Origin of the sequence: Klebsiella pneumoniae subsp. pneumoniae HS11286 (assembly GCF_000240185.1) — a bacterium.
Lineage (GTDB): Bacteria > Pseudomonadota > Gammaproteobacteria > Enterobacterales > Enterobacteriaceae > Klebsiella > Klebsiella pneumoniae.
Map to the genome: position 1 here is coordinate 5,231,830 of NC_016845.1, position 12,664 is coordinate 5,244,493.

Consider the following 12,664-nt stretch of genomic DNA (forward strand, 5'->3'; position numbering starts at 1 on the left):
AATCGTTATGGCACGTGTTTCCCTCTCCTGGGCGCTGATCCTCGGCCTGCTGTCGGGTATCGGCCCGCTGTGCACGGATTTTTATCTGCCGGCGCTGCCGGAGATCACTCAGCAGCTGCAGGCCACCAGCACCCAGACCCAGCTGTCGTTGACCGCCGCGCTGATTGGTCTCGGCCTGGGTCAGCTGTTTTTCGGCCCGCTGAGCGACCGCATTGGCCGCCTGAAACCGCTGGCGCTGTCTCTGCTGCTGTTTATCTTCTCTTCGGCGATGTGCGCCCTGACCCGCGATATCAACATGCTGATTGTCTGGCGCTTTTTACAAGGCTTTGCCGGCGCCGGCGGCTCGGTGCTGTCGCGATCCATCGCCCGCGATAAATACCAGGGCACCCTGCTGACCCAGTTTTTCGCCCTGCTGATGACCGTGAACGGCATTGCGCCGGTGCTGTCCCCGGTGCTGGGCGGCTACGTTATCACCGCCTTCGACTGGCGAATTCTCTTCTGGACGATGGCCGCCATTGGCGGCGTGCTGCTGGTGATGAGCCTGGCGATCCTGCGGGAAACGCGCCCGGCCACAGCGGCGCATGCCAGCCGCCAACGGCCCGGCCAGCCGGTGCTGAAAAATCGCCGCTTTCTGCGCTTCTGCCTGATCCAGGCCTTTATGATGGCCGGGCTGTTCTCCTACATCGGCTCTTCTTCCTTCGTGATGCAGAGCGAATACGGCATGAGCGCCATGCAGTTCAGTCTGCTGTTCGGTCTGAACGGTATCGGGCTGATCATCGCCGCGATGATCTTTTCCCGTCTGGCGCGCCGCTTTAGCGCCGAAAGCCTGCTGCGCGGCGGCCTGACGCTGGCGGTGAGCTGTGCGGCGATCATGCTGCTGTTTGCCTGGCTGCATCTGCCGGTGCTGGCGCTGGTCGGCCTGTTCTTTACCGTGTCGCTGATGAGCGGCATCAGCACCGTCGCCGGCGCGGAGGCGATGAGCGCGGTCGACGCCGCGCAGTCCGGGACCGCGTCCGCGCTGATGGGCACCCTGATGTTTGTCTTCGGCGGCATCGCCGCGCCGCTGGCGGGTCTCGGCGGCGAAACAATGCTGAAAATGAGCCTCGCGATGGCCATCTGCTACCTGCTGGCGCTGCTGCTGGGCCTCAGCAAACCGCGCGACGCACGCTAATCTCCTGCTGCGGTAATAAAATATTCCAGATTTATTACCGCACTATTTCCCGCCATACCTACCATTCTCCTATTATTCTCCACGTACTAATCGTGATACTCTTCACAGGCAAGGAATAAATAATTCCTTATACTGCGCGCCACTGAGAATAACGAGGTTTCTATGAGTATCGACCTGAGCAAACTGCTGACCGAGCGACGTAACGCCAACAGCGCCAACATTGACACCCTCTCCACCCTCGAGATGCTGACGGTGATAAACCAGGAAGACCAGCAGGTAGCCCAGGCGATAACGCCCTATCTGCCGCAGATTGCCGAGGTGGTGGATAAGGTCGCGGCAGCGCTGCAGGCCGGTGGCCGCTTGATTTACATTGGCGCGGGTACCTCAGGGCGTCTGGGGATCCTCGATGCCAGCGAATGCCCACCGACCTTCGGCACCCGCCCGGAGCAGGTGGTGGGGATCATCGCCGGCGGACATAAAGCGATTCTCAGCGCCGTGGAAAACGTGGAAGACAACAAAGCGCAGGGGGCGATGGATCTGCAGAACCTGAACTTCAGCAACCGCGATGTGCTGGTGGGGCTGGCGGCCAGCGGACGCACGCCGTACGTCATTGGCGCCATGGAATACGCCCATAGTCAGAATGCCTTTGTCGCCATCGTCAGCTGTAACCCGCATGGCGAAATGGCCCAGCTGGCGGACGTGGCGATCACCCCGGTGGTCGGCCCGGAAGTGGTCACTGGCTCTACCCGCCTGAAAGCCGGCACCGCGCAGAAGCTGGTGCTGAACATGATCTCCACCGGGGCGATGATCCGCGTCGGCAAGGTGTACAGCAACCTGATGGTCGACGTCGAAGCGACCAACGCCAAGCTGATTGAGCGCCAGGTCTCTATCGTGATGGAGGCTACCGACTGCGATCGCGCCACCGCCCAGAAGGCGCTGGAGGCCTGCGGCCGCCACTGTAAAACGGCGATCGTGATGGTGCTGGCGGACTTAAGCGCCGCAGAGGCGCAGTCGCTGCTGGCGAAAAACAACGGCTATATCCGCAAGGCGCTCAGCAACACCTGAGCGCCGACAGACAGGTAACGGGCAATGGCAAAAATAACGAAAGAGATGATAGCGCGGATCCTCGCCCACGTGGGCGGCGCCGCAAACGTCGCGCAGGCGGGCAACTGCATGACGCGCCTGCGCTTGACCCTGCGCGATGAAAGTCTGGCCGACAGCGCCGCCATCCGCCAGATTGACGGCGTGATGGGGGTGATCGTCAGCGACGAGCAGTTCCAGGTGGTGCTCGGCCCCGGCAAGGCGCAAACCGCCGCCGAAATGATGAACGGCCTGCTGGAGGCAGCGCCCGCCGCCGCGCCGACGCTGGCCGACGTCGCGGCGGAGAAAAAGCAGGCGCTGAAGGGCAAGCAGACCAGCGCGGTGCAGAAGTTTCTCGCCAAATTCGCCACCATCTTTACGCCGCTGATCCCCGGCTTTATCGCCGTTGGGCTGCTGCTGGGCTTCGCCACCCTGGCGGAACAGGTTTTCGTACTGGAGAACGCCCATCCGAACGCCAGCCTGGTGGCGCTGATTGGCTATATGAAGGTCTTCAGCAAAGGGATGTTCACCTTTCTGAGTATCCTGATTGGCTATAACGCGCAGAAGGCGTTCGGCGGCTCCGGCGTGAACGGCGCGATTATCGCCTCGCTGTTCGTGCTGGGCTACAACCCGGAGGCAACCAGCGGCTTCTACGCCGGCATTTCCACCTTCTTCGGCCATGGCATCGATCCGCGCGGCAATATCATCGGCGTACTGATCGCCGCTATCCTTGGCGCGTGGGTTGAACGCCAGGTGCGGCGGGTGATGCCGGCCAACCTCGATATGATCCTCACTTCGGCGGTGACGCTGCTGATCATGGGCGCGGTGACCTTTACGGTGATCATGCCGATTGGCGGCTGGTTGTTTACCGGCATGTCGTGGCTGTTCCTGCATCTTAACGGCAACCCGTTTGGCTCGGCGGTGCTGGCCGGCCTGTTCCTGCTGGCGGTGATGTTCGGCGTCCATCAGGGGTTTGTCCCGGTCTATTTTGCGCTGGTGGACGCCCAGGGCTTTAACTCGCTGTTCCCGATCCTGGCGATGGCCGGGGCCGGGCAGGTGGGGGCGGCGCTGGCGCTGTTCTGGCGGGCGAAGCGCGATTCGCTGCTGCGAACCCAGATTAAAGGGGCGATTATTCCGGGCTTCCTCGGGATTGGCGAGCCGCTGATCTACGGCGTCACCCTGCCGCGGATGAAGCCGTTTGTCACCGCCTGCCTCGGCGGCGCCTGCGGCGGGTTCTTCGTCGGACTGATCGCCTGGCTGGGGCTGCCGGTCGGCCTGAACACGGTGTTCGGTCCGTCCGGTCTGGTGGCGCTGCCGCTGATGACCTCCGGCAGCGGAATTTACGCCGGGATGGCGGTCTACGCCGGCGGGCTGGCGGTCTCCTACCTGTGCGGTTTTGTCCTCACCTGGCTGTTCGGCAGTAAAAATGTCGATTTAAGCTAGAACGCGACTATCGGTTAATGCCCGGCGGCGGCTTCGCCTTACCGGGCCTGCAAAATAGTTACGCCGCCGCGCCCGACTACCATTTCCTGCCCCGCCGCCCGGGCGCGCGCATGCTATGATTCCCCTTTGTCATATTTCGCTTGAGGAAAAGATGGGCTCCAGCAAAAAAGGGATGCTGAACGTACTGATTGCCGCCGTGCTGTGGGGCAGTTCCGGGGTGTGTGCGCAATTTATTATGCAGGAAAGCCAGATGTCGTCGCCGTTTCTGACCATGACGCGTCTGCTGTTCGCCGGGCTGATCCTGCTGATGCTCGGCTTTGTTCACGGCGACCGCATTTTCCGCGTGCTGCAAAACCGCCGCGACGCCCTCAGCCTGCTGTTTTTCTCGCTGTTTGGCGCGCTAACCGTGCAGTTCACCTTTCTGATGACCATTGAAAAGTCCAATGCCGCCACGGCCACGGTGCTGCAGTTTCTGTCGCCGACGATCATCGTCGCCTGGTTCGCCCTCGCCCGCAAAGCGCGTCCCACTCCGCTGGTGCTGGGGGCTATCTGCACCTCGCTGGCGGGCACCTTTCTGCTGGTGACCCACGGCAACCCAACGACGCTGTCGATTTCGCCGGCGGCGCTGTTCTGGGGGATCGCCTCGGCGTTTGCCGCCGCCTTTTATACCACCTATCCTTCAACGCTGATTGCCCGCTACGGGACGCTGCCCATCGTCGGCTGGAGCATGCTGTTCGGCGGCGCGATGCTATTGCCGTTTTACGGCGGCCAGGGCACCGATTTTGTGGTTAACGGCAGCCTGCTGTTAGCTTTTTTCTACCTGGTGGTGATCGGTACTTCGCTGACCTTCAGCCTCTATCTCAACGGCGCGCAGAAGATTGGCGGCGCAAAGGCCGGGATCCTAAGCTGCGCCGAACCGCTGAGCAGCGCCCTGCTGTCGCTCCTGCTGCTGGGGATCACCTTCACGCTGCCGGACTGGCTGGGCACTCTGCTGATCCTCGCGTCGGTGGTGCTGATCGCCATCGACTCGCGGCGGCGGGTGAGAGCCGCCTGAGCAGGCGATAAAAAGCGCATTTTCAATAAGTTAAACTGACCACTATTTGCGTGTTTTCCCGCCTGCGCATATAGTTGACGGAAGCGATTACGGAAGGAGAAGCCTGATGAAAGCATGTTGGATGGTATGCCTGGTCACCGCCCTGAGCGCCACGTCGGCGTGGGCCGAATCACCGCTGCAAAGCCTGCAGTTCGAGCAGCAAAAACAGCAGGTGCTCAAAGCGGTGAAGGAAAAATGCGCGCCAGCAAGCCACCTCAGCGACAACGATTTTGCCAATAAAGTGCTGGCGACCGACGGTAACAAGAACGCGGTCCGCGAAGCAACGCTGGCGAAGGAGCGCAATAACCAGAAAAGCTACCAAGCCGCAATCGACAAAATCGTCTGTCCGGCCAAATAGCGGTTATTTCAGCCTCGCGACCAGCGTTTTCCAGTCAAACGGCGTAAGCTGCCTGTAGCTCAGGCTACGGGCGGCCATCTGCTCCGGCAGCTGGCGCTGGCTTTTCGCGATCGCCTCGCTCATTATCCCGGCGCTCCCCACGTCACGCAGGGTTTTCACCACCTCTTCCATCTCTTCGCTGCGCCGAATGCCATGTTCCGCCACCCGGCTGATCAGATAGTCGGGGAACGCGCCTGTCCAGCCCAGAGAGGGGAAACTATGATGCAAGGAGCTAAGCACCTCCTCCTCAACGCCGTATTCACGAGCCGCGAACAGGCATTCTGTGGTAAGCGCTTCAAGACCTTTGATCATCACGCTACGGCACATTTTTATCGCCGACACCTGGCCCACCGTACTGGCGCCATAGCGGGCATTCAGCCCCAGCCCCTGCAGACGCGGCGCGATCGCCTCCGCCTGCGGCCCGCCGATCAATAACGGTGTCTGCAATCGGGCCGGCGGTACCGGCGCCATCACCGCGACATCGATGTAGGCGCCCGGCAGAAAATGTTCAGCCGCCTGCCGTTTCGTCTCCGGCGCCACGGAGTTGAGATCGAGGAAATATTGTCCCGGCTGCAGCAGCGCGGCCGCCTGCTGCGCCACCTTTAGCGCCTCACCGGCGGTCACAGTAGAAAAAACCAGCGTGGCCCCCTCCAGCGCCTGCGCCAGCGAATTTCCCACCTGAACGCGCGAATCACGGGCTTTCCTGAGCATTGCCTCTCGCTCCGGGCCATTGAGCTTGCAATCCCACATGGTCACCGCATGCTCACGGGCCAGATCCGCCGCCAGAATGCCACCCGCCTCGCCAAAACCAATAAACGCGATTGTCATCATCACTCCTCACGCGGCCAGACGCGGGCCGGAATAAAAACCTCGCCAGCAAACAGCAGTCGCGCTGTGCGTAACAGGCCGCAGCCAGCCAGGGCGCCGTCAGCATCAAGCTGAAGCGTCACGCTAAATTCGCCTGTCGGATGCTCGACGCTGAGCAGCGGCGTATCGCCTGGCGCTACCTGCGCCAGGCCCTGCGCGACAGAGCCGGGGAGCAGACAAGCGCTGGCCACGCTCACCGCGCCAAATACGCCGATCGACGCGTGGCAGCGGTGGGGGATAAAGGTGCGGCTGCTGATGGCGCCGCCGTGTCGCGGCTCGGCGATCAGGGTCATCTTGGGCACCGTGCGCTGGCTGACGTCGCCAAGCTGCATCAGCGGCCCGGCCTGCAGGCGAATCGACTCCAGGCGACGTTTAAGCGCGTCGTCATTATCCAGCTGTTCGCGCGTCTCATAGCCGGTGCAACCGAGGTCGCACGCGCGCAGCAGGATCACCGGCATACCGTTATCGATGCAGGTCACCTCGACGCCGTCAAAACGATCACGAACCCGGCCGGTCGGCAGCAGGGCCCCGCAGCTGGAGCCGGCGACATCAAGAAAATGGAGCAGGATCGGGCTGGCGCTGCCCGGCACGCCATCGATACGACTCTCGCCGACGTAGTCGACCCCGTCGGCATCGCAGGGGATCTCTGCCACCGCCAGTTGCCCCGTGTTCTCCATAAAAATACGCACCCGAGTGAGCGGCGCATCGTAGCGAACCAGACCGCGCTCGATGGCGAAAGGGCCAACGGCGGCGAGAATATTGCCGCAGTTTTGGCCATAATCCACGGTAGCCGCCGCCACGTTCACCTGGGCAAACAGATAGTCCACATCGGCGTCAGGCCGTGCGGAGCGGCGGATAATCGCCACTTTGCTGGTCAGCGGATCGGCGCCGCCGATCCCGTCAATTTGCCGGGGATCAGGCGAGCCCATCACCGCCAGCAGCACCGCATCACGTCGCACCGGATCGGCAGGCAGATCGTCGGCCAGAAAACAGGCCGCTTTAGAGGTGCCGCCACGCATCCATAGACAGGGGATTCCGCGTTGCGCCATTTATTCCTCCACCTCGTCTGCGCGGTCGTAATACCGCAGGCCCTTTTCCGCCAGACGCGGACGCATAGCGTAAATATCCAGCCCCAGCTCGCCATTGCGCATCCGCTCACGCTTCGCAAGCTCATTGCTCATGCGGGCTTCCGCTTTATGGAGCACATCACGGACCCGGGCGTGAGGCAGCACCACGACGCCATCGTCGTCGGCCACTACGACATCGCCCGGCTGTACAAGCTGACCTGCGCATATCACCGGGACGTTAACCGAACCGAGGCTCTCTTTCACCGTCCCCTGGGCATAAACCTGACGGGACCAGACGGCGAATCCCATTTCCCGCAACGTTTGCGAATCACGAATGCCGATATCGCCCACCAGCCCGACCACGCCGCGCGATTGGAGAGACGTCGCCAGTAGATCGCCGAAGAAGCCATCGCCGCACGGCGAGGTCGGGGCCACCACCAGAATATCGCCGGCGCGGCACTGCTCGACCGCCACATGAAACATCCAGTTGTCGCCAGGCGTCACCAGCACGGTTACCGCGTTGCCCGCCCGGCTGACGCCCTGCTGAATCGGACGGATTGCCGGCCCCATCAGCCCCTGACGATCCCAGGCTTCATGGAGCGTCGCCACCCCGGCCGCCTCACAGCGGCGCAAAACCGCCTCGTCATGACGCGGCAGATGGCGGATCACAAGGCCTTTTTTATTTATCAGGTTCATGCCAGGTTCTCCGTTACGCGGGGGAAGATGCTCTGGAAGGCTTCGCCGTGAACGATATCGCGCGCGGCCGTGATGCCGATATTGCGCTTGGCCTGCACCCCGCGCTGCAGCGCCACGCGGGTGTAGTATTCCCACAGATGCTCCTGACCCTGCATGCACTGAATGGCCTGATACTTTTTCTCCCAGACGGCGGTGATGTCCAGTAACACATCGGGTTTCCAGTTGCACTGCTCCGGCTGGTGCGGTTCGAAACAGTAAACCGGGGGAGCAGCGACAATTTTCTCACCGGGGCGATAGCCCTCTGCCTGGGCGATAATCCGTGCTTCCTGCGCCAGATGGGAGGCCAGCGGATGATCGTAGTTATAGGGATCGTGCAGGGAGTGCGTCAGGACAAAGTGGGGCTGGATACGGCGATACACATCCGCCAGACGAAATAGCGTCTCTTTATCGGCGCGCAGCGGATAGTCACCGATATCAAAGAATTCGACGCTGGCGCCCAGGATCGCGGCGGCGGCCTGCGCCTCTTCGCGACGCACCTGCTTCACCGCCTCCTCGGTCATGTTGCCTTTACGCCACAGTTTGGCGGACTCGCCGCGCTCGCCAAAGGATAAACAGACCACATGGACCTGATAGCCCTGCAGGGCATGCAGCGCTATCGCACCGCCCGCGCGCCAGACGAAATCGGCCGAGTGGGCGCTGACGACAAGGGCACTTTTTTCGCTAACCGGATGAGACATGATGGCTTCCTCTGTTGTTTTTTTCAGCTTGTCATGTCCCGTCGTGGGGAGGTAATTCGTTAACTTGCGAAGGCTATGATTTTTATTTATGTTGTCGTCTCACTCACTTTTTCAGGCCTGACGAACAATGCTAAAGAGAAAGCACGATAAAATTATAAATATCATGCAGCTGCGCTTTTTCTGTCAGGTCGCGCTGCGCGGTAGCGTCTCACGCGCGGCCGATGACTTATTCCGCACGCAGTCAGCGATAACCCGGGCTATTCGCGATCTTGAAGCCGCGTTGAACGTCACGCTGTTCGAACGCCATTACAGCGGCATGGTGCCCACCGAGTATGGTAAGTGCATCCTGCCGCGCGCCCGGCGGGCGATTGACGACCTGCAGGCCATTCCGGCGCTGCTGCAGAAGCACCATACCCGCAGCAGCGGCCCGCTGGCGGACGCCGGCTGGCTGTTCAATACCCGCCGCTTAGCCATTTTTATTCAGCTCTATCACGTCAACCATACCCAAACCGTCGCGCAACAGTTGGGGATCACTCAGCCGGCGGTCAGTGCCGCGCTTAAGGTCCTGGAAAAAGGAGCGGATTCGGCGCTATTTCGCCGGACGCCAGAGGGGGTGCGTCCCACGCCTGCCGCGGAGCTACTCTATCCCCCGGTGAGCAGAGCGCTCAACGAGCTGGAAAACATCTGGAGCGATCTCGCTGCCCGTCGCGGGGTGCTGGAGGGCACCGTGCGCATTGGCGCCCTGCCGCTGAGCCGGACCCGGCTACTGCCCTCCGCCATCGCCGCCTTTCTGGCCCAGCACCCGGGCATCACCCTCATGACCAATGAAAGCCCGTATGAGTCGCTGGTCGCCGATATGCGGGCAGGTAATATCGATTTTATTATCGGCGCCCTGCGCCAGGATGAAGATCTTCCGGACCTCTGTAGCGAAGCGTTATTCGAAGAGGATATGTTGATTTTACTGCGTAATAACCACCCGCTGCTGCGCCATCCGGACCCGCGCAGCCAGCTGGCGACAGCGCAATGGGTGCTGCCGCGCGCCAACGCGCCGGCGCGCAATTTGCTGGATAAGGCGTTTGTCACCCTGGGGCTGCCGCTGCCCCAGCCGACGGTGGAGACCGGGGATGCGGCGATGGTGCGAGGATTGCTGCAGGGCTCCGACATGCTGGCGGCGGTCTCCGCCAGCCAGATGCGTTTTGAAACTGACAATGGGCTGCTCAGCGTGTTGCCGGTTCCCCTGCCCGATACCACCCGGCGTATCGGGCTGACGTTTCGCGCCGGCAGCCTGCCCTCCCCGGCGACGCAGGCGCTGTTGCGTTTTATTTATCAGCAGGTTCAGGACGGGGCCGTTTAACGTTTACCCGCCACCGAATAGGTTACCTGCTGGTTGCGCGTTTGCTGAAACGCCTCCAGCGTCTGCCCGCGCATCGCGGCGTAAATATGCAGGTTGGATACGCCGACCACCGCGCCCATTTTCTCCAGCAGGAAGAAGCTGGCGCCATATTGAATTAATCCCCGCCAGTCGCGCGCGTTGAGCAACTGCTGTTCCTCCTCACTCAGTCCGGCTTCGGCATAAAGCGACTGAGGCGACTGCAGAAAACGTTCACGCCAGGCAGGCTCAATCAGCCGATGCAGGAAACGGTTAAGCCGCAAGCCATTCAGGCTGCGCTCGTGGGTAAAAGGATAGGTTCCCGGCAGTTTCTCCACCCCGGCCAGCTGCTGCGCCATATGCTGGCGATGGCGCGTCAGGGTATCGACGGGGGGCAGGCGCGCATTGTTCTCAAGGATCAGCGTGGCGATACCGGTCATCGAGGGCAGGTAATAGTCGCGCCAGGTTTCGGTGACATTGGCTGATAGCGCGCCGCGCATCACCAGCCACATGATTACTTCGGACCCCTCCATCCCCCCCAGCTCGGCATATTCGCCAAGGGTCATTTCGGTAAGCTTTTCCGGGTCATTAACCAGCATATCAACAAACTGGGCATCCCAGTCGGGATTATTAAATCCGCAGCGCTCGCCATGAACCTGATGCGAGAGCCCGCCGGTCGCGACAATCGCCACATTGATATCTTCCGGGAAGCTTTCAATCGCCCGGCGCAGCGCCTGGCCGAGTTTGTAACAACGGCGCGCGCTTGGTACCGGAAATTGCAGCACGCCGATCTGTAACGGGATCACCGCCGTCGGCCACCCCTGCGCTTCATCCCAGGGCAACAGCGCCGAAAGCGGCGAGAAAAGGCCGTGGTCGAGCTTTTTATCCATAAAGAACGACATATCAAACTCGTCGGCCATCAGGCTGGCGCCAATGTGCCTTGAGAGCGCCGCGTTGCCCTGGACCGGCGGCAGGCAGCGCGGTCCGCCTCCCTCATCGGCAACGTCATATTGACTATCGATTCCCAGCGTAAAAGTCGAATAGTGATCGAAGAAAAAGGCGGTCACATGGTCATTAAAGATGTATACCAGCGCATCCGGTTTTTTCTCCTCCAGCCAGCGCTGCAGCGGTTCGAAGCTCTGGAAGATCGGCGCCCACGCCGGATCCTGCTGTTTATGATGATCGACCGCGAAGCCGATAGTCGGGGTATGAGAGACGGCGATACCGCCGAGAATGTTAGCCATCAGATAACTCCACTTATCGGTGTTCGAGGGGGGATGACAAAGCGTCAAGTTCTGCCTCTGTGAGTCGAGGCTTAGCGTGATTCATACGGTGCAACAAAATACAGATCCCCGCCAGGCAGGCCGGCAGCGCAAGCACCAAAAAGATCGACGAGTGTCCCGGCACGGCCAGCATCAGCATCCCGCCCAGCGTGGAGCTGAGGATAGCCCCGGTACGGCCGATACCATGCATCCAGCTGACGCCGGTAGCGCGGATCTCGGTTTGATAATAGGCGGGCGAATAGGCCTGCAGACCGTTCTGCGCGCCGTTAATGCACATCCCGCTGATAAAAATCAGCACCGACAGCGCCGCCGAACCGAAATCCATCACCCCCTGGGACAACAGGCACAGACAGCCGAGGAAATAGGTTGCCGCAATCACGGCTTTCGCCGAAGCGCGATCCATCAGCATACCGACAAGGATCCCGCCCAGCGGGCCGCCGAGCTGGAACAAGCCGGTCATCATCGCCGCCTGCTGCAGCGACAGGCCGCCGGAGCGGAGAATGGTTGGCAGCCAGCCGTTCAGCAGGTAAATCACGAACAGCCCCATAAAATAGGTTAACCACAGCGCTATCGTGCCGCGGGCATAGCCATGCCGGAACAGCTGCGCCACTTTGCTGCTCCGCGTGATGGGCGGCGCATTCAGCTGGAAAACGGTTTCAGCCGTAAACTGGCCCCCAAGCCGGTTAAGCGCCCTGGCGATCTGCTCGCCCGGTAGTCGGCGCGCCACCATGTTCATCGCCGACTCTGGCAACATCACGATCATAAAGGGGAGCACCACGAGCGGCAGCACGCCGCCAAAAACCAGCGCCGAGTGCCAGCTGTAATGCGATAACAAACCGGCGGCGATAAAGCCGCCGAGGCCGGAACCCACGTTAAAACCGCTGTACATCAGGGTGATCATCACCCCTTTACGCCGCTCCGGCATATATTCCGCCACCAGCGTGACGCAGTTGGGCATTACGGCGCCAAGGCCAAGGCCGGTGAGAAAACGCATCAGCGCCAACTGCGTCGGGCTTTGCGCCACGGCGCCGGCCAGGCTGAACAGCGCAAACAGCGCCACCGACCAGAGTAAAATTCGCTTTCGGCCGTAGCGGTCAGAAAGCGGACCCGCTACCAGGGCGCCAATGGCGACGCCGAACATGGCCGCCCCAAGAATCGGCCCCATTTCGGCCCGGCTGATGCCCCAGTCTTCGATGAGCGCCGGGGCGACAAAGCCCATCACCGCGGCGTCATACCCATCCAGCATAATGATGATGAAACAGAGCAGCAGCACGTTCCATTGAAAGCGCGAGACCGGGCGGGTATCTATCCACGCTTTCACATCGACAACGTTCGTGTGATTCATAGGGTGACTTCCTCAAGCAGGCGGTACGAATGTTCTGGTTAGTGTTTTTTGAGTGGAACTTTCGTACTCAACTTAAGGCAGGTCACGCAGGCTGTCCGGTTCGAAAATCCGGCGTC

12 protein-coding genes are annotated in these 12,664 nt (G+C 61.2%); 6 read left to right on the forward strand and 6 right to left on the reverse strand.

The genetic code is table 11. From position 1 onward, the window contains the following. Positions 1-7 precede the first annotated feature (7 nt). From KPHS_52110 to KPHS_52150, 5 genes are all read left to right on the forward strand, one after another. Positions 8-1,171: a putative general substrate transporter gene (locus tag KPHS_52110; RefSeq protein YP_005229511.1), complete on the forward strand. Its 1,164-nt coding sequence runs from the start codon at positions 8-10 to the stop codon at positions 1,169-1,171. A 162-nt stretch (positions 1,172-1,333) separates the two neighbouring features. Then, positions 1,334-2,236 (forward strand): N-acetylmuramic acid 6-phosphate etherase, encoded by a 903-nt coding sequence (locus tag KPHS_52120; protein ID YP_005229512.1) that lies wholly within the window; start codon positions 1,334-1,336, stop codon positions 2,234-2,236. A gap of 24 nt (positions 2,237-2,260) precedes the next feature. Continuing rightward, positions 2,261-3,694 carry an N-acetylmuramic acid phosphotransfer permease gene (locus KPHS_52130; protein ID YP_005229513.1) on the forward strand — a complete coding sequence of 478 codons (1,434 nt, stop codon included), beginning with the start codon at positions 2,261-2,263 and terminating at the stop codon, positions 3,692-3,694. Positions 3,695-3,809: 115 nt separating this feature from the next. Beyond that, positions 3,810-4,748 (forward strand): inner membrane transporter yicL, encoded by a 939-nt coding sequence (locus KPHS_52140; protein ID YP_005229514.1) that lies wholly within the window; start codon positions 3,810-3,812, stop codon positions 4,746-4,748. Positions 4,749-4,869: 121 nt separating this feature from the next. Beyond that, positions 4,870-5,145: a hypothetical protein gene (locus KPHS_52150; protein YP_005229515.1), complete on the forward strand. Its 276-nt coding sequence runs from the start codon at positions 4,870-4,872 to the stop codon at positions 5,143-5,145. A gap of 3 nt (positions 5,146-5,148) precedes the next feature. Here the strand turns inward: KPHS_52150 and KPHS_52160 are convergent, their stop codons facing one another. The 4 genes from KPHS_52160 to KPHS_52190 are packed head-to-tail and all read right to left on the reverse strand — an operon-like array spanning position 5,149 to position 8,551. Continuing rightward, complete coding sequence (locus KPHS_52160) at positions 5,149-6,012, reverse strand: putative dehydrogenase (protein YP_005229516.1); 864 nt, start codon at positions 6,010-6,012, stop codon at positions 5,149-5,151. 2 nt (positions 6,013-6,014) lie between these two features. Beyond that, positions 6,015-7,070: a 4-oxalomesaconate tautomerase gene (locus KPHS_52170; RefSeq protein ID YP_005229517.1), complete on the reverse strand. Its 1,056-nt coding sequence runs from the start codon at positions 7,068-7,070 to the stop codon at positions 6,015-6,017. Positions 7,071-7,100: 30 nt separating this feature from the next. Then, a complete protein-coding gene (locus KPHS_52180) occupies positions 7,101-7,814 on the reverse strand; it encodes a 4-carboxy-4-hydroxy-2-oxoadipate aldolase/oxaloacetate decarboxylase (protein ID YP_005229518.1) in 714 nt (237 codons plus the stop codon). Continuing rightward, on the reverse strand, positions 7,811-8,551 hold the full coding sequence (locus KPHS_52190) for a GlcNAc-PI de-N-acetylase (protein YP_005229519.1): 741 nt from the start codon (positions 8,549-8,551) through the stop codon (positions 7,811-7,813). Before KPHS_52190 ends, KPHS_52180 begins: the two co-directional genes overlap by 4 nt. A 127-nt stretch (positions 8,552-8,678) precedes the next feature. On the opposite strand from KPHS_52190, the gene KPHS_52200 reads away from it, so the two are divergent. After that, the gene (locus tag KPHS_52200; RefSeq protein YP_005229520.1) at positions 8,679-9,905 is read left to right on the forward strand and encodes a putative LysR-family transcriptional regulator; all 1,227 of its coding nucleotides are present in this window, start codon (positions 8,679-8,681) and stop codon (positions 9,903-9,905) included. Here KPHS_52200 and KPHS_52210 read toward each other — a convergent pair. Further along, positions 9,902-11,164: a protocatechuate 4,5-dioxygenase gene (locus KPHS_52210; RefSeq protein ID YP_005229521.1), complete on the reverse strand. Its 1,263-nt coding sequence runs from the start codon at positions 11,162-11,164 to the stop codon at positions 9,902-9,904. The two genes, KPHS_52200 and KPHS_52210, sit on opposite strands and share 4 nt — an antisense overlap. Before the next feature lie 13 nt (positions 11,165-11,177). After that, positions 11,178-12,548, reverse strand: coding sequence for a putative general substrate transporter (locus KPHS_52220; RefSeq protein ID YP_005229522.1), 1,371 nt, complete (start codon positions 12,546-12,548; stop codon positions 11,178-11,180). Between the last annotated feature and the right edge of the window lie 116 nt (positions 12,549-12,664).

What these genes read in the sequence shown, in the direction of transcription:
- KPHS_52110 (YP_005229511.1), top strand. Translation starts at nt 8, where the DNA reads ATGGCACGTGTTTCCCTCTCCTGGGCGCTGATCCTCGGCCTGCTGTCG.
- KPHS_52120 (YP_005229512.1), top strand. Translation starts at nt 1,334, where the DNA reads ATGAGTATCGACCTGAGCAAACTGCTGACCGAGCGACGTAACGCCAAC.
- KPHS_52130 (YP_005229513.1), top strand. Translation starts at nt 2,261, where the DNA reads ATGGCAAAAATAACGAAAGAGATGATAGCGCGGATCCTCGCCCACGTG.
- KPHS_52140 (YP_005229514.1), top strand. Translation starts at nt 3,810, where the DNA reads ATGATTCCCCTTTGTCATATTTCGCTTGAGGAAAAGATGGGCTCCAGC.
- KPHS_52150 (YP_005229515.1), top strand. Translation starts at nt 4,870, where the DNA reads ATGGTATGCCTGGTCACCGCCCTGAGCGCCACGTCGGCGTGGGCCGAA.
- KPHS_52160 (YP_005229516.1), bottom strand. Translation starts at nt 6,012, where the DNA reads ATGACAATCGCGTTTATTGGTTTTGGCGAGGCGGGTGGCATTCTGGCG.
- KPHS_52170 (YP_005229517.1), bottom strand. Translation starts at nt 7,070, where the DNA reads ATGCGTGGCGGCACCTCTAAAGCGGCCTGTTTTCTGGCCGACGATCTG.
- KPHS_52180 (YP_005229518.1), bottom strand. Translation starts at nt 7,814, where the DNA reads ATGAACCTGATAAATAAAAAAGGCCTTGTGATCCGCCATCTGCCGCGT.
- KPHS_52190 (YP_005229519.1), bottom strand. Translation starts at nt 8,551, where the DNA reads ATGTCTCATCCGGTTAGCGAAAAAAGTGCCCTTGTCGTCAGCGCCCAC.
- KPHS_52200 (YP_005229520.1), top strand. Translation starts at nt 8,679, where the DNA reads ATGCTAAAGAGAAAGCACGATAAAATTATAAATATCATGCAGCTGCGC.
- KPHS_52210 (YP_005229521.1), bottom strand. Translation starts at nt 11,164, where the DNA reads ATGGCTAACATTCTCGGCGGTATCGCCGTCTCTCATACCCCGACTATC.
- KPHS_52220 (YP_005229522.1), bottom strand. Translation starts at nt 12,548, where the DNA reads ATGAATCACACGAACGTTGTCGATGTGAAAGCGTGGATAGATACCCGC.